This is a genomic window from Endothiovibrio diazotrophicus (assembly GCF_054657215.1).
Genome location: NZ_BAAHXB010000093.1, coordinates 1 through 21,988 on the forward strand (window position 1 = coordinate 1; position 21,988 = coordinate 21,988).

A 21,988-nucleotide genomic window follows, 5' to 3' on the forward strand; every position below is an offset into this window, starting at 1 on the left:
CGGGAATTCTTCTCCGCGCCTCTGCGTCTCTGCGTCCTCCGCGTTGATCCACGAGCGCCGACTACGGAGTCCGGCGCAGACGGATGTTGAGTTCACGCAGCTGCGCCTCGCTCACCTCGGACGGCGCGGCGGTCAGCAGGCAGGCCGCGGTCTGGGTCTTCGGGAAGGCCATCACGTCACGGATCGAGGTGGCGCCGCTCATCAGCATGATCAGCCGGTCGAGGCCGAAGGCGATGCCGCCGTGGGGCGGACAACCGTACTTCAGCGCGTCGAGCAGGAAGCCGAACTTCTCGCTCGCCTCCTCGTCGCTGATGCCGAGCAGCTTGAACACCGCCTGCTGGGTCGACTGACGGTGGATACGCACCGAGCCGCCACCCACCTCGGTGCCGTTGAGCACCATGTCGTAGGCCCGCGAGAGGGTCTCGCCGGGGTTGGCGGCGAGCGCCTCGGGGTCTTCCACCGACGGCGCGGTGAAGGGGTGGTGCAACGCGGTCCAGCGGTTGGCCTTCTCGTCCCACTCGAACATCGGGAAGTCGACCACCCACAGCGGCGCCCACTCCCCCTCGACCAGACCGCGGTCGTGGCCGATCTTCACCCGCAGGTTGCCCAGCGCCTCGTTGACGATGGTCGCCTTGTCGGCGCCGAAGAAGACGATGTCGCCATCCTCCGCCCCGGTGCGCGCCATGATGCCGTCGACCGCGTCGTCCGGCAGAAACTTGAGGATCGGCGACTGGAGGCCGTCGCGCCCCTTCGCCGCCCACTCGTTGACCTTGATGTAGGCCAGCCCCTTGGCGCCGTAGCGGCCGACGAAGGCGGTGTACTCGTCGATCTCCTTGCGCGACAGCTCGCCGCCCTTGGGCAGGCGCAGCGCGGCGACCCGCCCCTTGGGATCGGCGGCGGGACCGGCGAACACCTTGAACTCGACGCTCGCCATCAGGTCGGCGACGTCGATCAGCTCCAGCGGGATGCGCAGGTCGGGCTTGTCGGAGCCGAAGCGCTTCATCGCCTCGCTGTAGGGCATGCGCGGGAACTCGGGGAGATCGACGTCGAGGATCTCCTTGAACATCTTGCGCACCATGGTCTCGGTGATGCCGGTGATCTCCTCCTCACCGAGGAACGAGGTCTCGATGTCGAGCTGGGTGAACTCCGGCTGGCGGTCGGCGCGCAGGTCCTCGTCGCGGAAGCAGCGGACGATCTGGTAGTAGCGATCGAAGCCCGACATCATCAGCAGCTGCTTGAAGATCTGCGGCGACTGCGGCAGGGCGAAGAAGGCGCCCTGATGGGTGCGGCTCGGCACCAGGTAGTCGCGGGCGCCCTCGGGGGTCGCCTTGGTCAGCATCGGGGTCTCGATGTCGAGGAAGCCCTGCTCCTCCAGGAAGCGGCGCATGAAGCCGGTGACCCGCGCGCGGGTGCGCAGCCGCTGCTGCATCACCGGGCGGCGCAGATCGACGTAGCGGTACTTGAGGCGCACCTCCTCGCCGACCCCCTCCTCGTCGAGCTGGAACGGCGGCGGCTCGGAGGCGTTGAGGATCTCCAGCTCCTTGACCAGCAGCTCCACCTTGCCGGTGGCCATGTTGGGGTTCTCGGTCCCCTGCGGGCGGTTGCGCACCCGCCCCTTGAGGCGCAGCACGAACTCGTTGCGCGCCTTCTCGGCCAGGGCGAAGGCCTCCGGGGTGTCGGGGTCGATGACGGTCTGCAAGACCCCCTCGCGGTCGCGCAGATCGATGAAGATCACGCCGCCGTGGTCGCGCCGGGTATTCACCCAGCCGCACACCTCGACCTCGCCATCGATCAACTGTTCGGTCACCTCACCGCAATAGTGGCTGCGCATCGTCATCTAACTCTCGGAAATTCGTGAAGATTGGGCCCGCGACACGGGGCCGGGGGTAAAGGCGGGAATGGTACGGATTGCAGCCTCTCCGCGCAACCGGAAGCGTTGCGGGCCCGGAACGGCGTCATCTGAATTTCCCTGGCATTTGTCCACCGCCGTTGCGGGGAGGCGCTCACCTTTGTATGTGGGAAAGCCTTGCGAAGTGGGGGTCAGGAGCTCTCGCGCATGGCGGCACTGAGCTTGTCGGCCAACTCCTCGACATGGGGCTCCTGGAGCATGCTCAGATGGTTGCCCGCCACCGCATGCACCGCCACCTCCTGCACGCTCAGCATCTTCCACCCCATGGTCGCGTCGGGGTGGGTGACCGCCTGCTGCTCGGCGGTGTTGAACAGCGTGATGGCGCCGGCATAGGGGCGGGGGATGTAGCGGAACTGCGCCTGCTGGTTGACCGCGGTGACCGTCGCCACCGGCGACAGCCACGGGGTCGCCGCCCCCGGCGCCATGCCCGGCGCGGCCTGCTCCGTCGCCGCGCTACGGGCGGCGTCGGACCAGAAGGCGTTGAGCACCAGTTCGCGGTAGTCGTCGGCGTACTGGGTGGCGTACTTGAACTGCTCGAACAGGATCGGGTTGATCATGGCGATCGGCGCGCCGACCCCGAGCATCGCCAGCAGCGCCACCGACTCGCCGGCGGCGGTCAACTGCTGGGCCATCTCGAAGGCGACCCAGCCACCAAAGGAGTAGCCCCCCAGATAGTAGGGACCGGAGGGCTGAACGCCGCGGATCAGCTCGATGTAGTGGGTCGCCATCGCCTCGATCGTATCCAGCGGCTTGCTGACCCCGTCGAGACCGCGGGACTGGAGGGCGTAGAAGGGCTGCTCCTCGGCCATGTGCATGGCCAACCGGTGGTAGGGGAAGGCGGAACCGAGGATGGCGTGGACGCAGAAGAAGGGGGGGCGCGAGCCGGAGGCCTTCATGGCGACGAGAGAGGCGGTGTCGGGCGGCGCACCGCCACCTTCGAAGGGGGGCGGCGTACCCGCGGGGCCGGCGCTGCCGCTACCGGTGCCGGCCCCGGCGCCGAAGCCGAACGGCTCGCCGAACTCCCGGGCCTGCTCCTGATAGGGCTTGTAGTAGCCGGCCCACGGCTGCTGGAGCATCGCGTCGAGCAGCTTACGCTGCGCCTCGGAGAGCCCCTTCATCCGCTCGGAGGCGTCGTTCGCCCCGCCGTTGCCGCCGCTGTTTGGATCGTCCATCGTCACACCTTTCGCAGTTTGAGCAGGACGTAGCGCGTCTTGCCGTTTTTCATGTCGTCGTAGAGTTCGGAGCCGGGCACCGCCAGGAAGTTGCGCATGATCCGGTTGTCGTTCTCCTCGGCGAAGGCGCGGGCGTGGGTCGCCGCGGTCTCGTCGCAGGAGAGCAGCACGTTGGGGGTGATGTCGCGTTTCCGCTCCAGAACGTAGCCGAGGGACTCCAGTTTGGCGATGTTCGTCTCCACCAAATCGGTCGGCATCAGGTCGGTATAGAGGAAGTGGCCGCCGGGGCTGAGCACCCGCGCGGTCTCCCGGTAGAAGGCGTCGAGGTCGTTGTAGGTGTGCGAGGACTCGATGTTGGTGACCACGTCGAAGCTGCCGTCGGCCACCGCCAGCGCCTCGGCGTTGCCCACCAGGAACTCGCCGTTGGGGAAGCGGTGGGTGGCGCGGCAGAAGGCGATCGCCTTCGGCGAGAGGTCGATTCCCAGCATCCGCCCGGGCGAGAAGAAACGGTGGAAGATCGACAGCGTGCCGCCGCGGCCGCAGCCCACGTCGAGCACCCGGTGGCGGCCATCCACCTCGGTGTCGGCGATCACCTCCAGCACCAGGCGGGCGGCGTTGCGGCCGAAGAACACCTCGGGCAGCCGGTGGGCGGCATAGTGGGGGGTACCGTTGGGCACGTAGCCGTAGTTGAGGAACAGCGCGTGGGCACCGAACTGGGTGGCGTCGAGCTGGCCGTTGATCGCGTCGTAGAAGCTCCCCACCTCGTCGAGGGCCGGCAGGCGTCCCGACTCGATGGTGAAGTGATCGGCGAGGACCACTTCGGCGGCCGGGGCCGGGAGTGGATCCGGATTCGCCTCGACCACCGGTGCACTACCCTCCTCCACCTCCTCGCGCCGCTTGGCCATCATCTCCAGCAGCCGGCGCTTCTTCGGGTCGAGGCCGGCGATGCGCTCGGCGAGCGCCTTGTCGGAACCGCTCATGGCCCCTCCTCCATCGCCGCCAGCATCGCCGCCACCTCCTCCTCGCTCATGTTCTCCACCATCTCCAGTTTGCGCAGCAGCTCCTCCTCCTCGGAGGCGGCGGCCTGCGCCCCCTCCGCGCGCAGCCCCTCGATCCGCTCGGCGAGCGCGGCGATGGTCGGCTCGTCGAACAGGCTATGCACGGTGAGATCCACCTGGAACGCCTCGCGCAGCCGGCTGCCCAGTTGGATCGCCGCCAGCGAGTCGCCGCCGAGGCGGAAGAAGCTGTCGTGGATGCCGATCTCGTCGAAGCCGAGCAGCTCCTGCCAGATCGCGGCGATCTCCCGCTCCAGCTCGTTGCGCGGGGCGACGTACTCGGTGTCGAGGGCCGGCCGCTGATGGCGCTCGGCGGCGTCGGCCACCGCCGCGGCCTCCTCCGCCTGCCCCTCGCGGCGCGCCTCGCCGAAGGCGATGCGCGCGGCGAGGTCGGTGGTGGCGATCACCCAGCGCGCCTCCGGAGGCCGGTGCAGGATGCGCTCGAACACCTGCGCACCCTCCTTGGGCGCCAGCGAGAAGCGGGCCAGCGCCAGCGGCCCCTCGCCGGCGTCGTCCCGCGCCAGCCAGCCGTCCCAGCCGATGGCGATCCACGGGAAGGGCGAGCTGCGGTTGCGCTGGGCGGCGAAGGCGTCCAGGTAGTGGTTGGCGGCGGCGTAGGCGGCGAAGCCGACCCCGCCGAGGACGGTGGAGAGCGACGAGCAGAGCGCGCAGAAGGCGATGTCGTCGGGCAGCACCTCCTCCAGCACCCGTACACCGTCCACCTTGGGGCGGAAGTGGAGCGCCAGGTGCTCTGCCTCGGTGTCGCGCACCGAGCGCAGCAGCTCCCGCGGCGAGATGATGCCGGCGCAGTGGACGGCACCGTCGAGTCGCCCGAAGCGCCCCTGGATCTCCGCCACCAGCGCGGCCATCGACGCCCGGTCGGCGACGTCGGCGCCGCTCACCAGCACCTCGGCGCCCAGCGCCTGGAGCCCGCGCACCCCCTGGATCTTGGCGCTCACCCGGTCGCGCGAGTCGTGGTAGGCGAGCCACTGGTCCCACTCCTCGGCCGGCGGCAGGCCGGAGCGGGAGGTGAGCACCAGGGCACCGGCGCCGTTGCGCGCCAGGTACTCGGCCAGCGTCAGGCCGATGGTACCGAGGCCGCCGGTGATCAGGTAGCAGCCGCCTTCACGCAACGGAGATGGGAGTCCCTCCTCGACCGGCGCGGCCGACGGCTCGTAACTCGGCACCCAGCGGTAGCGGCCGCGGTAGGCGGCGATCTGCGGCACCTCGGCGGCCGTCGCCAACTCCGTCCACAGCCGCCCGCCGAGGGCCTGGCGCCCCGCCGGGTCTGCCGGCAACGCCACGTCGATCAGCCGGCAGCGGATGCGCGGATACTCCTGGGAGATCACTTGGGCCGGTCCCAGCAGGGTCGCCCGCTCGGCCGTCAGCGGCTCGTCGCCGGTGACGTCGAACAGCCCGCGGGTGAGCAGATCGACGGTCACCGGCCGCTCGCCCTCGCGCTCCGCCAGGGCCTGGGCGAGGCGGAACAGGGCGAGACAGTGGGCGGTGGCGTCCGCCTCCGGAGCGAGGCCGCGCAGGTCGACCACCCGCTCGGGCAGCGCCCCCGCCTCGGCCAGGGCATCGAACAGTTGCCGATGGTCGTCGCGGGAGGCCGGGTCGAGGCGGTAGCGGTGGTCGTCGAGCCGTGCGAAGCCCTCGCCGGGCACCACCTCGATGCACGCCAGCCCCGCCGGCAGCAGCTCCCGGCCGCTCCCCTCGCCGTCCAGCAGCAGCAGCCAGCGCCCGCCTTCGGTGGCGACCCCGCCCTCCGGCGCCGCCCGCTTCCAGCCGGGGCGATAGAGCCAGCGCCCCGGATCGCTCCCCTTCTCCAGCGGATTGGCCGCCGCCGGCAGGCGGGCCAGCTCGTTCCACCCCATGCCGTAGCGCTCGCGCTCGAAGGGGTAGGTCGGCAGCGACACCTTGCGCGGCGGCTCGCCGCCGTGGAAGGCAGCCCAGTCGACGGCCACGCCGAGGGCGTCGAGCCGCCCCACCGCATCAAGCAGGAAGGGGGTGGCGGGGCGCTCCTCGCGCGGACCGGGCAGGGAGGTGACCACCGCCAGTTGCTCGCCGGGACGCTGGCCGGCGAGCGCCGCCAAAGTGCCCCCCGGCCCCACCTCCAGGAACACCCGCTGGGGTGCGGCAGCCAGCTCGCCGAGCCCGTCGGAGAAACGCACCGCCATCCGCGCGTGGCGCACCCAGTAGTCGGGGGAGGTGGCCTCCGCGTCGCTCAGCCAGCTCCCGGTGACGTTGGAGATCATGGGAATCCGCGGCGCGGCCAGGGCGACCCCGGCGACCACCGCGCGGAACTGGTCGAGCATCGGCTCCATCAGTGCGGAGTGGAAGGCGTGGGAGGTGTGCAGCCGCTTCGAGGCCACCCCCTCCGCCTCCAACTGCCGCTCCACCGCGGCGACCGCGTCGAACGAACCGGTGAGCACGCAGCGGGCGGGGGCGTTGACCGCCGCCAACTCCATCTCGGGAAAGCGGCCGCGCAGCTCCACCTCGGAGAGCGGCACCGAGAGCATCGCCCCCGGCTCCATCGCCTGCATCAGCCGCCCGCGGGCGGCCACCAGCTTGAGCCCCTCCTCCAGGGTGAAGACCCCGGCGAGGCAGGCGGCGGTGTACTCGCCCAGGCTGTGGCCGAGCAGCGCCGCCGGCTCGACGCCCCACGACTGCCACAGCCGCGCCAGGGCGTACTCCACCGCGAAGAGTAGCGGCTGGGTCAGCGCGGTCTGCTCCAGTTCGGCGGCAGCGGCCGCCTCGCCACCGGCCGGCGGGTAGAGCAGCGCCGGCAGGTCGCGGCCGGTCTCCGCGGCGAAGCCGTCGAGGCAGCGGTTCAGCTCCTCGCGGAAGCGCGGCTCCCCTGCGTAGAGATCGCGGGCCATGTTCACCGACTGCGCCCCCTGACCGGGGAAGAGGAAGGCCACCTCCGCCTCGCCGGGCTCGTTGACCAGCGCGGAGACGCTGCGCGCATCGGCCCCGCGCAGGCCCTCCAGCGCCTCCCCGTGCTCGCGGCAGACCAGCCAGCGGCGGTGGGCGAAGCGGCGACGCCCCGCCTGCAGGGTGTAGGCGACCTCCGCCAACGGTTGCTCGGGGTGGTTTTCAAGGTGCGCGGCGAGCCGCCCGCAGGCGTTCTCCAACGCCTCCTGCGAGCGAGCCGAGAGGGTGAGCAACTGCCACTCGCGGTTGGCGGCGGCCCCTCCCCGCTGCGGCGCCTCCTCCAGCACCACGTGGGCATTGGTGCCGCCGATGCCGAAGGAGCTCACCCCGGCGCGCCGTGGGGTCTCGCCGCGGGGCCAGTCGCGCAGCGCGGTGTTGACATAGAAGGGGCTGGCGGCGAAGTCGATGCGCGGGTTGGGCGCCTCGTAGTGGAGGCTGGGGGGAATCTGGCGGTGGCGCAGGGCGAGGATGGTCTTGATCAGGCTGCCCACGCCGGCGGCCGAGTTCATGTGACCGACGTTGGACTTGAGCGAGCCGATGGCGCAGAACTGCTTACGCTCGGTGCGCGCGCGGAACACCTGGCTCAGCGCGCTCACCTCGATCGGATCGCCCAGCGCGGTGCCGGTGCCGTGGGTCTCCACATAGCCGATGGAGTCGGGCTCCACCCCGGCGGCGGCCAGCGCCAGCGAGATCACCTCGGTCTGGCCCTGCACGCCCGGCGCGGTGAAACCCACCTTCACCGCGCCGTCGTTGTTGATCGCCGCCCCCTTGATCACCGCGTGGATCGGGTCGCCGTCGCGCAGCGCCTCGTCGAGCCGCTTGAGCACCACCGCGCCGACCCCGTCGCCGCCGACGGTGCCGGCGGCCTCGGCGTCGAACGGCCGGCAGTGGCCGTCGGGGGAGAGGATGCCGCCGTCCTGATAGAGGTAGCCCCCCTTCTGCGGGAAGGCGACCCCCACCCCGCCGGCCAGCGCCACGTCGCACTGGTAGCCGAGCAGCGCCTGGGCGGCCATCTGCACCGCCACCAGGGAGGTGGAGCAGGCGGTCTGCACGCTCACCCCGGGGCCGTGCAGGTCGAGCTTGTAGCAGACGCGGGTGGCCAGGTAGTCCTTGTCGTTGCCGATCAGCGCCTGCAGGCCGGCGCCGCTGAAGGCGAGGTTGCGCAGGGTGTAGCCGTTGACGTCGGCGCCGGCGAAGACGCCGACCAGCCCCGCCTCGCGCTGCGGGTCGCAGCCGGCATCCTCCAGCGCCTGCCAGGCGCACTCCAGGAAGAGCCGCTGCTGGGGATCGGTCAGCTCCGCCTCCTTCGGCGTCATACCGAAGAACCCGGCGTCGAACCAGTCGGCCTGTTCGAGCACCGCGCGGGCGTTGACGAACTCGGGCGCGCCGGCCAGCGCCGGGTCGACGCCCGCCTCGGCCAGCTCCTCGGGGGAGAAGAACTGGACGCACTCGACGCCCTCGCGCAGGTTGCGCCAGAACGCCTCCAGATCCGGTGCCTTGGGGAAGCGACCGGCCATGCCGATCACCGCGATGTCACTCTCCGGGTGGTCTTGGAAATCCACGGAATCCATAGGGTCCTCGGTCATTTTGTTTCAGTCGTCGTTTTGTACGGTGAAGGTAGGGGGCGCCGGGTCAAAGAGGTCAAAGGCGAAAGGTTAAAGGGAAGAGGGAGCATGCCAATCCGACACTGAAGTTTTCCGACCCATACGACTTTGAGGAGACATATGGCGTGGAACGAAGGCCTTTTCACCTTTCACCTTTCACCTTCGGCCTGATATCACTCCCTCCACCATCGATTACTCTCTCCCGCAAATTTCCACTCACGGCGTCACGCGCGTGGTGGCCCGCCGTTGGCGGCTGGCGCGCTGGCGGTTGGCGCGTTGGGCGGCGGCGTCGAAGGTGGCGCCGCGGGTCGCCGCCGCCCCCTCGGCCGGGGCGAGGGCGGCGGCCAGGGCGCCGACGGTCGGGTGCTGGAGCAGCTCCACCACCGGGATCTCGCGGCCCAGCGCCTCCTGCAGGCGGCTATGCACCTGCACCAGGGCCAGCGACTGGCCGCCCAGTTCGAAGAAATTCTGGCGCAGGCCCACCGAGGAGAGCCCCAACACCTCGCGCCAGATGGCGGCGATGGTCCGCTGCAGCTCGGTGGCCGGCTGCACCTGGCCGTCCGCCGCGCCGCCGTCGGCGGTCCGCTCGCTGGCCAGCCGCTCCACCGCCGTCAGCTCGCAGGGGCACGGCACGCCATAGCGATCGAGGAGCGCCGGCCGTTCCGCCGGCACAGCCCCCACCAAATGGGCGCGCAACCGGCCCACGGGCCGCCACTCGCGCCGCAGATGGTGGCGGATATTGGCTTTCTCGCCATCCAGCCCAATCAGCAGTTGCGACTGGTCGGCGGCCAGCCCGGCGAGCAGCGAGCGCAAGCCGCGCTGGGCATCGATCGGCAGGAAGCCCTGGGCGCGGGACTGCTCCTTGAGGGCATAACCGCGGCTCATCCCCACCTCGTCCCACAGGCTGAAGGCGAGGCAGTGGGCGCGCAGGCCCTGCCCGCGCTGGAAGTGAGCGAAGGTCTGGGCGAAGCGGTTGGCGGCGGAGTAGGCGCCGGCCATGGCACCGCCGAACAGGCCGTTGACCGAGGCGACGTGGACGAACAGCGCGCCGGGCGGGGCGAGGCGATGCAGCACCCGGGAGCCCTCCACCTTGGCGTGCAGGCCGTCGGCAAGGCTCGCCGCGCTCTCCTCGGCCAGCGCACGGGTGGGGAAGCTGCCGGCGAGGTGGAAGATGCCGTCGAGCGGCGCCCCCCAGCGCCGCTCCATGGCCGCCTTCACCGCGGCCATGCGCGGCCCGTCGCCGATGTCGGCGGCGACGTAGCGCACCTCGCCACCCAGCTCGTTGAGGGCGGCCAACGTGGCGGCACGCCCTTCCTCCTCGGCGAACGGCTGGTCAGCCGGCTCCAGATTGTGGGGAGAGGCCAACGGCCGCCGGCCGACCAGCACCAGCCGTGCCTGCCAGCGCTCCGCCAGATAGCGGGCCAGCGTCTGGCCGATGCCGCCGAGACCGCCGCTGAGCAGATAGATCCCGCCGCGCCGCAACGGCAGCTCACCGCCGCCGAGGGGGGCCCGCTCCAGGTGGGGGAGCCAGCGTTCGTCGTCCCGGTAGGCCACCTCCGGCTCCCTCTCCACGGAGACCAGCTCACGGGCCACGCAATCAGCGTCGGCAGCGATCGCCTCCGCCGTCAGGTCGAGGTGGCGGCAGACGATCCACGGCAGCTCGCGGCCGACCGAGCGGAGCAGGCCCGGCAGCGCGCCGTGGCCCCAGGCGACCGGCTCCCCTTCGGCCACCGGCTGGAGGCGGTTGGAGACCACGCTCAGCGCCACGCCCCCCTCGGGCCGGTCCATTCCCGCCAGCGCCTGGACCAGGAACAGCACGCTGTAGACTCCACGGCGCTGAAGCCCGTCGAGATCCTCCACCTGGTCGCCGAGCGGGGCGCCGTAGCTCCACAGATGGAGGATGCGACCGGGCTTCCGCCCGTCCGCCGCGACGGCGGCGAGCAGCGCCGTATAGTCCTCGGCGCGGCGCGGATCGATACGGTAGCGGCGCGGCCCGAGGCACTCGAACCGCTCCCCCGCTTCCACCCGAACCACCTCGCCGAGGGTCGCGGCGAGCCGTTCCGCCAAGCCTCGCTCGTCGGCGAAGATCAGGGTGGAGCCGGTCGCCGGGGCGGTCCTTCCGGCGCGCAGCGGCTGACGCCGCCAGCCGCGCCGGAAGAACCAGTCGGGCACCCCGTTGGCATTGCGCTCGGCCAGATCCACCGCCTTCAGCCGGTCGGCGAACTCGCCCCCCTCCAGGCCCTGCTTCAACCGGGTGCGCTGGATCTTGCCGCTGGTGGTCTTGGGGAACTCCGCCCGCGCCAGCGGCACGATGAAGTCGGCGGCCACCCCCAACTGGCGGGAGACCTCGCCGCGGATGCGCCGCACCAGTTGCGGGTCGACGCCGTCGCCGCCGCCCCGCGGCACGAAGAAGAGCGCCAACCCCTCGCCGCCGCGCCCCGCCACCTCCACCGCGCAGGCGGCGCTGAAGGTGGGCTCCACCCCGTCGACGCCGTTGACCACCTCCTCCACCTCGTAGCAGTAGAAGTTGGCGCCGCGGATGATGATCGTCTCCTTGACCCGCCCAGTGAGCGCGAGGCTGCCGTGGTGGAGGAAGCCGAGATCGCCGGAGTCGAACCAACCATCGCCGACGAAGGCCTCGGCGTTGGCCTCGGGGTTGTCCAGGTAGCCCGGCATCACCACCGGCCCGCGGATCTGCAGGCGGCCGATCACCCGCTCGGGCAGCGTCTCGTTGTGCTGGTCGGCGATGCGGATCTGCACGCCGGGCATCGGCGGTCCCAGGTCGACGAAGGCGACGCACGCCCCCTCCCCCTCGCCCGCCTCTTGCAGCGAACCGAGGAGCGACGACTTGCGCACCCGGTGGACGCCCTCCGCCGCGGAGAAGCCGTTGCGGTAGGTCATGCAGGTGGCGACCTCGGCCATGCCGAAGGCCGGCTGCATCACCTGCGCGCCGACGCCGAAGGGGGCGAGGCGGCGCAGGAACGCCTCCACCACCGCCCGGGTCACCTGCTCGCCGGCGTTCATGAAGTAGCGCATCGAAGAGAGGTCCCAACGCCTTCCGGCGGCGCGGGTTAGCCCGTCGACCACCAGCTTGAAACCGAAGTTGGGGGCCCAGCTGTGGGTCACCCGGTGGGCCTCGATCAGATCGAGCCAGCGCAGCGGCTCGGCCAGCACCTCGCGGGTCGCCACCTGCACCTGGCGCAATCCGAGATAGGTGTCCTTGAGGTGGCAGGTAAGGATCGGCACCACATGATCCAACGGCAGCCAGTTGAGGGTGACGTCCTCCTCCGTGTAGCCGTTGAAGCGTTGCGAGCCGTGGATGTGGTGGACGATCGCCCGGTGGGTCTCCTGCACGCACTTGGGCACGCCGGTGCTGCCGGAGGTGAGCTGGAGGAACAGCACCTCCTCCGGGTCGGCCTGATGCAGGTGCGCCGCCTGCGGGTCGCCGCGCAGGCCGGCCACCGGCAGGACCCGGAACTCGTCCTCCACCTCGCCGAACAGCGCCGGCAGGCCGGCCAGTTGCGGCGCCAGGGTGTCGTCGGTGAGCAGCGGCGGCCGATGCAGCAGTTGCCAGACGTTCCACAGCTTGTTGACCACTCCGCAGCGCTCGCGATAGGAGGGGGCGAGCGCCACCGTTACCGGCACGATGCCGCCCAGCGCACAGGCCCAGAAGGCGGTGAAGTGGTCGGCCAGATCGCTGAACTGGAGGATCACCCGGTCGCCCGCTTGGAGGCCCTGCGCTTGCAGGCCGGCGAGCAGCGCGCGGGCGTTGCGCACCAGCTCCGGGTAGCTCAGCAGGGTCCCCTCGCCGCCGTCCTGGACCAGGGTGAGGCCCCGCTCCGGATAGCGTTCGGCGCTGCGCAGGAGCGCCGCGGTGAGGGTCCGCGGGGCATCGGCGGGAAGCTCCAAGGGACCGCCGTCGGCCACCGCCGCCGGCGCGGATATGACGGAAGGCTCGGCGACCGCGGATGGCGCCGGCGGCGGCATGACAGGAGCCTCCGAATAGAGTTCGGAGAGGTGTAGCCACGGTCTCGGGCTGGAGATCTCCTCCACGGAGACCCGCACCTGGGTGACCCCTTCCGTCTCCGCCAGCGCCTGCTGCCAGCGTTGGATCAGCCCGTCGTCGATCACCGGCAGGGCGGCCAGCGCCTCGCGGTCGACCCGCCCGGCATCGTCGCGGGGAATCGCGGAGAGCGGCACCAGCGCCACCGGCGGCAGCGGCAGCGAGCGGCGCAGCGCCTCCAGGTCGAGCGGGCGCGAGGGCACCACGTAGGCGACCCGCTCCGTGCGCCCCTCGCACGGGCGTTCGACCACCACGCAATCCTCCAGCGACGGATGGGCGAGCAGCGTCGCCTCGGTCCGCGCCGCCGGCGAGAGCGCCTGCGGGTCGATGCCGGCCGCCGCGGCGAGTTCGCCGAGGGAACATTCCGGATCGCCGACCACGGCTACCAGTAGCGCCTGGAAGCGCTCGAGCAGTTCGAGGACGGTGTCGCGGCGGAACAGCTCGACGTTGTAGGAGAGGTACCCCCCCAGGTGGCGCTCGCGGTGCCACAGGTGAAGCTCCATGTCGAAGTGGGTGGTGTCGTTGTCGAGGGTGCGCGAGGAGGCGGTGAGCCCCGGCAGGCCGAACTCGCGCATGGCCACGCTCTGCAGGCCGAACATCACCTGGAACAGCGGGTTGCGCGACGGATCGCGCTCCACCCCGAGGGCCTCCACCACCATCTCGAAGGGCACCTCCTGGTGGGCGAAGGCCCCCAGGGTGGTCTCGCGCACCCGCGCCATCAGGGTGGCGAAGGTGGGGTCGTCGCCGCAGTCGGTGACCAGCGCCAGGGTGTTGGCGAAGAAGCCGATCAGCGAGGCGGTCTCCGGCGGCCGGTTGGCCACCGGGGTGCCGACCACCACCCGGCGGGTGCCGCTGTGCAGGAACAGCAGCGCCTTGAAGGCGGCCAGCAGGGTGGTGAAGAGCGTGGTATCGCGACGGGCGGCGAGCGCCTCCAGGGCGGCGGTCACCGCCTCGGGGATCGCCACCGTCTCGCTCGCCCCGCGGTAGCCCTGCACCGGCGGGCGCGGCCGGTCGGTGGTGAGCTCCAACGGCGTCACCCCCGTCAGCCGCTCGCGCCAGTAGGCGAGCTGCGGCTCCAGGGCGCCGCTGTCGATGCGCCGCTGCTGCCACAGGGCGTAGTCGGCGTACTGCACCGGCGGCGTGCCCAACGGATCGGGGAGGCCGTGGCGGAACGCCTCGTAGAGCAGCCCCAGCTCCTGCATCATCAGGCCGATCGACCAGCCGTCGCTGATGATGTGGTGCATGCTGAACATCAGCAGGTGTTCGTCGGTGCCGAGCCGGTAGAGGGCGACCCGGAACAGCGGACCGGCGGCCAGATCGAACGGGCGCAGGCTCTCCTCGCTGGCCATGCGCAGGGCGGCCGCCTCGCGCTCCGAGGGCGGGGTGCGCGCCAGGTCGATCACCGGCAGCGGCAGGGTGAGCGCCGGGATGACCCGCTGCACCGGCTTGCCACCGCGGTCGGGGAAGCCGGTACGCAGCGCCTCGTGGCGCTCGACGATGCGGTTGAAGGCGCGCTCCAGGGCGGCCACGTCGAGGGCACCGCTGAGATGCACCCCATAGGGCATGTGGTAGAAGGAGCTCTCGGGGGCGAGCCGGGAGAGGAACCACAGCCCCCGCTGGGCGTGGGAGAGCGGCAGCGGACCGGCATCGGCGGGACGCGGCGTGAGGCGCGCGGCGTCGGCGCCCTTGGCCTTCGCCGCCATCAACTGTTTGAGGAGCCGCTGTTTCTGCTCGGAAAGATCGCCCAGGCGATCGACGAATTCATTCATTGTTCTTCCCAACCCGGCGGCGGCCGACGGCCGCCGCCCTCCCGGCCTACACCCCCGGACGGATGATCCAGCTGTTCCTGTCGAACCAGCCCTGGGCCTTCATCCACCCGACCGTCCCGTCGTATCCGGTGCGGGCCGCCTCGGAGACGCTGCCCTGTTCCATCTGCCGCGCCAGCGCGCTGAGATAGGCGGGGTTGTTGCGCAGGAAGAGGTTGGTGGTGAGCACCGGGGTCTCGAACAGCGACGGGTCGAGCCGGTAGTAGCGGTGCTCCGCCGGCGCCTGATCGGCGGACACGTCGGGGTCGTTGAGCAGCCAGTTGCACTGCTCGCGCGCCATCTGCACCGGGGCCTGGAAGGAGGTGTACTGATCCGGGCGGATCCACTGCTTGAGCGCCGGGTTGTACATCCCCGCGGTCCACTGCACGATGCCCCACTCGGCGGTCTCCACCGGCAGGTAGGGGACCCGCTCGCCGGTGCCCAGGGAGAGGATCGAGAGGTGGCGCAGCACCTCGGTGTCGACGTCGCCCTCGAGCTTCGCCACCTGTTCCAGGAACTCGTAGTAGGGGAACGCCGCGGCGAGCACCTCGTGCTGCGGCGCGTTCTCGGTGTCGGCCATGGTGCGCAGCAGATAGCGGTAGACGATGTCCTCCATCTGCCCGGTGGAGTCGGCGAAAAAGGTGTCGATCCGGTCGCGCAGCGCCTTCGCCGCCTGCTTGACCGCCGCCGGATCGCTGGTGTCGACCTGCCCCACGTGGGCGGCGGTGCATGCCTCCCAGCGCCGGTCGAGGTCGTTGGGGCGCAGCTTCTCGGAGACGAAGTTGACCACCTTGGCCACCGCGCACAGGGTCGGATCGGGGGCGAACCAGCCGCCGCCCTGCTGGCCGTTGTAGATCGGCAGGGTGTACATCCAGGCGAGCGAGGTGAAGGCGACGTCGACCGCCAGCATCAGGCCGTCCGGATCGGTCTCGGGGAAGTTGCAGTAGATCTTCGGCTTCCAGTGGCGCTCGATGGCCGGCAGGTTCGGATCGCCGCTCCAGTTGAAGGTGGGGATCAGCACGTTCTGCTTCAGATCGCGCAGGCGCAGCGCGCCGAAGTGGCTCTGCAGCACCGTCATCACGTCCGGCTCGCTGAACCAGCTGCCCATCCCCATCATCTCGTTCCAGCTGCTCATGGGATCGGCCAGGGCGCGCTTGGCGTTCCAGTAGTTGAGCGTCTGGTCATACTTCTCCTGCGGCGAGGCGGCCCCGGCGAGGATGCTCACCCACCCCTGGAAGTTCTCCACCACGTTGAGGAACGGGCTGTTGCGGAACAGCCGCGGATTGGTCCAGAAGCCGATCGCCTCGTCGATGCCGTCGCGCGGGTCCTCGTGTTTGGCCAGGAACAGCGCGTTGATCGCCCCCGCGCCGGTGCCGGCGAAGAGATCGACGCAGCCCCGCTCCAGCAGCAGCCGGGTCTCCGTCCCGCGGTTGCACAGTTCGCGCAGCATCATCATGGTGAACAGGCCGTAGATCCCGCCGCTGTCCATGGCCAGGATGCGGAACCGTTTCTCCATCGCCGACCGCCGGGCGCCCCCCGAAGTGTCGATGCTCATGCCGCGCTCCTCCCTGCGTTCGCCTGCGCCCAACCGGTCTGGATCAGCCAGCGTTCCGCCTCGGCGATGGCGGTCTGCGCCGCCGGCTTGCCGACCCCATCGCGGATCTCCCGCTCGATGTACTGCAGATACCACGGGTTGGCGCGCAGGCGGAGCAGCGCGTCCATCACCGGCGTCTCCAGCACGCGGGGGTTGAGGCGGAAAAACCCCGGCTCGCGGCCGTAGACGTTGAGCAGCGCGTCGCACTGCTTGTTCACCGCATCGGTGGGGCCGTCGAGGCCGATGGAGGTCATCGGCGAGACCCAGTGGTGGGTGTAGGGATTCCACGCCCCGCTCATCCACTGCTGGGCGCCCCAGTTGGCGTAGCTGACCGGTAGGAAGGGCTGGCGGGCACCGACCCCGAGCGACAGCACCGAGACGTGCTTGAGCACCCCGTAGTGCTTGTTCTCATGCTCGCAGCCCGGCGCGACGATACGCTGGAATCCCGGCGGCAGCCGCTTGGCTGCATCTTCCGAGGCGCGGGCGCGGGAGACCGCCTCGACCACGCGGGTGATGGCGTAGAGGGCGGGGTTGGGCGCGATCAGGCCACCGTCCTGCCCCCCCTCGTAGATGCAGCGGAACCACGAAGGCGCGCCGGCCTTGAAGCCGACGTCGGCCAGCTTGCAGTTGCGGTCGGGGTTGTCGTCGGGGAAGTTGCAGTAGACCCGCGGCGCCCACTGCCGCTCGCCCCCGGGGCCGACGTTTTCGCCGGCCCAGTCCCAGGTGACCACCAGCACCGGGTGGCGCAGGTCGCCGAGGGTGCGGTCACCGAAGTACTTGACCAGTACCGCGCGGTAATCCTCGGTACCGAAGAAGGGGGTGATGCCCATCAGGCTGGTGAGCCAGAGGTTCACCGGATTGCTGTTGGCGTAGACCCCCGGTTCGGCCCAGAAACGCGCCGCCTGTTCGATGCCATCGGCGGGACGCTCGTGCATCGCGAGGATGCAGGCGTTGATGGAGCCGGCCGAGGTGCCCGCGAAGAGTTGCACGTTGTTTTCGTCGAGGAAGCCGTCGGTGTTCGCCACCAATTGCTTGAGCATCAGGTCGGTGAACATCCCGTAGACGCCGCCGCCATCCATGGAGAGGACTCTCAGCATCTCCCGGGTATCCGGCGTCTGCGCGACGGTGGGCTTCCGCAAATCGCTCGACGCGGTCACACCATCCAAATTCGTCGCATCGCTCAACATCGGTCTTCCTCCTTGTTGTTGTCCTTGTTGTTGTCGCCGTGCGGGGTGGGGCCCGAGCGGCCGTTTCCAGGTGTCCGGCCTCTCCGCAAGCAAGGGCGACGGAAGAGCGGAACATGGGCGGGAAAGCCGTCGTCGCGCCCCCTTTACAGCGTCGTTGAACGCTTCGGAAAAACGGGGGCCGCCCACCACCCACCGTCACGGATAGTATCAGAATGACCCGGAAAATTCTGACAGTGAATTGGGAAAAACGCCTATAGACATGGGATTGCGCCACCGGCCCCTATCAGGAGTTTCGCGGAGCCCTTTCCTACTGAACGAATTTGAAGGCTCGTCGGTGAAGGCGGGTGGTTCGCTGGACGCCCAGGTTCGAATCACCGTGGGCGAGATTGGTGAGAAATGCGGCAGCAAGAAACCACCACCGAGATGGCGGACGAGAAACTGAATGGATAGGAGATCTTCGTGGTGAAAGCAAACCGACCACGAAAAGACAGGGAAGGGAAGGGAAGGGAAAAAAGAGTGCCACGCATACGCCGGAGGCTTTGTACGGAGACTACCCGGAAAATCGCCTCCGCCTACCGTCGCACCGTGGCCAATACAAAGTCAACTCACCGAATCGAACCGGGCCCCGACAGCGCGGGAAAACCCGATCATTCGTTGACGAAGATGATAGGCGCTGGGCCCGGTGAATAACAGCAAGGAACCGCGTCTCGTCGTGTCGCAAATCAGCTGAAAGAAGAGCCGTCTTTTTCGTTACACGCTAGGCTTCGATCAGATTGTGGCGAATCGCCAGACGGGTCAACTCGGTACGGCTGGTGACCCCGAGTTTGCGCTTGATTCGATAGAGGTGCGTATTGACCGTGTTGGGGCTGATATGCAGCCGCACGGCGATCTCGTTGGCGCTCAACCCCTCGGCCAACTGAAGGAACACCGCGAACTCCCGTTCCGACAGCCCCTCCAGCGGGTTGTCCCCGCCGCGGCTGCCGCGCAACGCCATCTCTTGGGCGATATCGGGATCGAGGAAACGGCCACCTTCCGCGATCTGGCGGATCGCCTTCGGCAGCAGTTCCGGCGCGGCACTCTTACTCAAGTAGCCCGCCGCCCCCTCCGCCAACGCGCGCTCGGCGAACACCGCCTCTTCGTGATAACTCAGGATCAGTACCTTGGGATCTTCGAATCGGTTGTGGAAACGGTGCAACGCCTGCAAGCCATCCATCTCCGGCATGGCGATGTCCATGACCACCACATCCGGATGGCAGCGCTCATATTCGTCCAGGCACTCGGCGCCACTATCCGCCTCGGCGACCACCTCAATATCGCCCTCCTCCTCCAGGAGCCTGCGAAATCCGGCCCGAACCACTGCATGGTCGTCGGCGAGAATCACGGAAATCTTGCTATCGGACATATCTGACGGTTTCCAACATACTCTCCTTAGTTTGACGACCGTTCGCCAACCTGGCAAGCCGGAAAAGCGCTCGTTTTGTCATCATTACAACGCTTTTTGTAACGAATTTCACCTCCCTTCCCCCCGGCCCTGCAGGGAGCGTCGCTCACTCGAACGGATTCCCGTTCAGCGGGATCTCCGCGTGCAGGACCACGCCCTTGCCGAGTTCGCTGATGACGGAGAAGCGCCCGTTGAGCGAGGCGACCCGCTCGCGCATCCCCAACTGCCCCATACCACCACTTCGCACTTCGCTGTATCCGCGCCCATTGTCACGCACGGTCACCGTCAGCGCCTCGTCATCGGGGGATTCATCCCGGGTGGCGATCTGGATCTCCACCCGCCCGGCATCAGCATACTTGTCGATGTTGGTCAGCCCCTCCTGCACCAAGCGATAGACGGTGTGGGCGACATCATTCTCGATCCCCGCGAACTGGCCGTCGAACTCCAACTCCACCTCCACCTCCGGGTGACGCTCCTCCCATCGGCCGACCAACTCCTCGACCGCTCCTCGCAACCCCAGCTTCTCCAGCAACACCGGGCGCAGTCGATGGATGATGCCGCGAACCACCCCATGGGTCTGATCCAGCAACTCGTCGAGGGGCATCAACCGCTCCTTTGCTTCCTCACCCACCATTCGACCGATCAATTTCAGCTCGGTACGCATGGCGACCAGATACTGTCCCAGTTCGTCGTGGAGATCGCGGGCGATCGCCCGCCGCTCCTCCTCTTGGATCTTGAACAGCTGGCGAGTCAGCCGGCGGTTCTCTTCGAGGATGCGGATCCGCTCCTGCTCCTCGGCCTGACGGGCGGTGATATCCCCCAGCGTAAAGACCACCCGCTCGAGCCGCCCGACACTGTCGAACACCGGTGCGCCATTGACCGAGAGGAGACGCCGCTTCCCGTCCCGGCGCAGGATTGTGAACTGCATGTCGAAAATGTGCCGGTGGGCGGAGACGATGCGGCGGAACGGAAGCTGCTCCATCAGGATATCGCCGCCATCGGCCGTCTTCGCATGCAGCTCCGGGGAGGAGAAGTCCCGATCGATGATCTCCTCCCTCGAGCACTGGAAGATCTCCAGCGCCCGCCGGTTGGAGAAGACGAAACGGCCACGATGGTTGGCGACCAGAACCCCCGACGGACTGGTATCCATGATCCGCGCCAGCAGCTCGTGCTCCCGCTGAAGCCGCGCCTCCGCCACCAGGCGTTGGGTGATGTCGGAAAACACCACCACCGCCCCGTGCGGAGTTCCCTTGTCGTCGAACAGCGGCGCGCTGGTGTACTCCACGGGGATCGCATAGCCGTCACGGTGCCAGAACCGATCCTCCTCCACATGACAGCGCTCGCCCTCTCGCGCCGAACGGTGGATCGGACACTCCTCCACCGGATAGGGAGAACCATCGGCGCGGGTGTGGTGAAAAAGCTCATGTTGCGCCATACCGAGCAACTCCCCCTCTCCCCAGCCGAGAATCCTCTCCGCAGCCCGGTTGAAGAAGGTGGTTCGCCCCTCGCGGTCAATCCCATAGACCCCCTCACCAAGGGACTGCAGGATCTGCTCCCGCTCCCGCGCCATCTTCTCCGAGCGCTGGCGATTGTCGGCCAGCCGCTGCAGGGCATCGGCACGCATGTGCAGCGCCCGCAGATAGCCGACCAGCAACCCGGTGAGCAGCAGGATGATGACGAACGCCCACCAAGCGAGGGTTCGGCCGTGGCTGCCGGGAACCCGATAGTCCGGGGGGGCCTCCACCCGAATGGTCAACGGGTAGCCTGCGATGTCGATGCGGGCCTCCGCACCGAGGCGGTCAGGCATCTCCTCCGAGCGATCCGCCCTGCGGGCCCCCCCGTACGAAACGATCGTTTCCCCCCCTTCGCCGCTGACCCCAACGTGAAAATCGGCGTTGGTGAAGCCGGCAAGCACTGTCTCGACGACCGTTTTCGGTCGAAACAGCCCGGCAACAAATCCCGTCAATTCCCCCTGTTCTTCCGCAAACAGCGGCTTGAGCAGGATCGAACCGCCCTCGCCGCCGACGCTCTTGAGGCGATCGGCCCCCGTTGGCAACACCACTTCCGAGCGCTGACGGATCGACAACGCCAGCAACCCCGCCAACAGTGGCTCCGCCGCCAAATCGGCACCGTCAGGGAAGGCCGAACTGGCCGGCGCGAAGCGGCAGGCGATCGGCAGTCTCAGATCCCGCTCCCCTCCTCCCCCCGCGTTCTCCGCCCACACCACCGCCACGACCCCGACCGACCGGGACGCCTCCTGCGCCAGCCGACGGGTGAAGGCGGCGCCGTCGTCACACCGCCCATTGACGACCAGTCCCGCCGCGTCCTCGACCAGCGAGACCGCCCGGGTCAACCCGTTCTTGATTCCCTCGATGAGATCATCCGCGTCGCGGGTGAATGCCAACTCCACTTGGCGCCGCTCCATCCCCTGCAACAGGTTGAGCACTGCGGTCGCCAGCGCGACGCCGATCAACGCGACCATCAGCAACGAAAGGTGCAGACGATGCGAGGAGCGGGGATTGCCGGGAATCACGATAACTACGCCTTGTTACGGGCATCCGTTGAGATGGAAATCGGAGGTTACCACGCCGGCCGCCCGTGACGTATGATTCGCCGACCATCCCGACTCCACCAACGTCATGAGCCGTTACCGACCACCGCGCGAACCGGCATCCAAGTACATCACTCCCGTCGGGTACCGCAGGCTTGCCGAAGAGCTCGACCATCTGTGGCGGGAGGTTCGCCCCCGTGTCACCCAAGCGGTCGCCGAAGCGGCGGCCCAAGGGGACCGTTCCGAGAACGCGGAGTACATTTACGGAAAAAAGCAGTTGCGCGAGATCGACAGCCGCGTCCGATTCTTGCGCAAACGGCTGGAGGGGATGGTCGTGGTGAGCGACCCGCCGAGCGACCCCAGCCGCATCTATTTCGGCGCCTGGGTGGCGCTGGAAGACGAAGAAGGCAACTCGTGCCACTACCGCATCGTCGGTCCCGACGAGTTCGACCGCCACCCCGACTACATCAGCATCGATGCGCCACTCGCCCGGGCATTGATGAAGAAGCAGGTGGACGACGAGATCGAGGTGCTGCTACCGAAGCGGAGCACCCGCTACTACGTAACCGGGATCCGCTACCAGGGAGAGGACGAGGAGTATTGACGGATTGCGAGGCGACACATGGTGTAGGGTGGGAGAGCGCAGCGAAATCCAGCCCGACAGCCTCCC

The 21,988-nt window shown here is 69.0% G+C and carries 10 protein-coding genes; 1 reads left to right on the forward strand and 9 read right to left on the reverse strand.

Annotated features, from left to right (window positions below; all coding sequences use genetic code 11):
- Positions 1-61: 61 nt before the first annotated feature.
- The 9 genes from aspS to ACYQ2W_RS19180 form a co-directional block, all read right to left on the reverse strand.
- A complete protein-coding gene (gene aspS / locus ACYQ2W_RS19140; protein WP_459870814.1) occupies positions 62-1,831 on the reverse strand; it encodes an aspartate--tRNA ligase in 1,770 nt (589 codons plus the stop codon).
- A gap of 209 nt (positions 1,832-2,040) precedes the next feature.
- Entirely contained in the window at positions 2,041-3,081 is a 1,041-nt protein-coding gene (locus ACYQ2W_RS19145; protein ID WP_459870789.1) for a thioesterase domain-containing protein, read from the reverse strand.
- A gap of 2 nt (positions 3,082-3,083) precedes the next feature.
- Positions 3,084-4,061: a class I SAM-dependent methyltransferase gene (locus tag ACYQ2W_RS19150; RefSeq protein ID WP_459870792.1), complete on the reverse strand. Its 978-nt coding sequence runs from the start codon at positions 4,059-4,061 to the stop codon at positions 3,084-3,086.
- Positions 4,058-8,635 carry a type I polyketide synthase gene (locus ACYQ2W_RS19155; RefSeq protein ID WP_459870795.1) on the reverse strand — a complete coding sequence of 1,526 codons (4,578 nt, stop codon included), beginning with the start codon at positions 8,633-8,635 and terminating at the stop codon, positions 4,058-4,060. Before ACYQ2W_RS19155 ends, ACYQ2W_RS19150 begins: the two co-directional genes overlap by 4 nt.
- 258 nt (positions 8,636-8,893) lie before the next feature.
- Positions 8,894-14,509, reverse strand: coding sequence for a condensation domain-containing protein (locus ACYQ2W_RS19160; protein WP_459870798.1), 5,616 nt, complete (start codon positions 14,507-14,509; stop codon positions 8,894-8,896).
- Between the two features lie 46 nt (positions 14,510-14,555).
- Positions 14,556-16,100: a patatin-like phospholipase family protein gene (locus ACYQ2W_RS19165; protein ID WP_459870800.1), complete on the reverse strand. Its 1,545-nt coding sequence runs from the start codon at positions 16,098-16,100 to the stop codon at positions 14,556-14,558.
- Positions 16,097-17,236 (reverse strand): patatin-like phospholipase family protein, encoded by a 1,140-nt coding sequence (locus ACYQ2W_RS19170; protein WP_459870803.1) that lies wholly within the window; start codon positions 17,234-17,236, stop codon positions 16,097-16,099. The genes ACYQ2W_RS19165 and ACYQ2W_RS19170 overlap by 4 nt, the downstream gene beginning before the upstream one ends.
- A gap of 847 nt (positions 17,237-18,083) precedes the next feature.
- Positions 18,084-18,728 (reverse strand): response regulator, encoded by a 645-nt coding sequence (locus ACYQ2W_RS19175; protein ID WP_459870806.1) that lies wholly within the window; start codon positions 18,726-18,728, stop codon positions 18,084-18,086.
- A 145-nt stretch (positions 18,729-18,873) separates the two neighbouring features.
- Entirely contained in the window at positions 18,874-21,300 is a 2,427-nt protein-coding gene (locus tag ACYQ2W_RS19180; RefSeq protein ID WP_459870809.1) for a PAS domain S-box protein, read from the reverse strand.
- Positions 21,301-21,406: 106 nt separating this feature from the next.
- Between ACYQ2W_RS19180 and greB the strand changes: the two genes are divergently transcribed.
- Entirely contained in the window at positions 21,407-21,922 is a 516-nt protein-coding gene (gene greB / locus ACYQ2W_RS19185) for a transcription elongation factor GreB (RefSeq protein WP_459870811.1), read from the forward strand.
- The last annotated feature ends 66 nt before the right edge of the window (positions 21,923-21,988 follow it).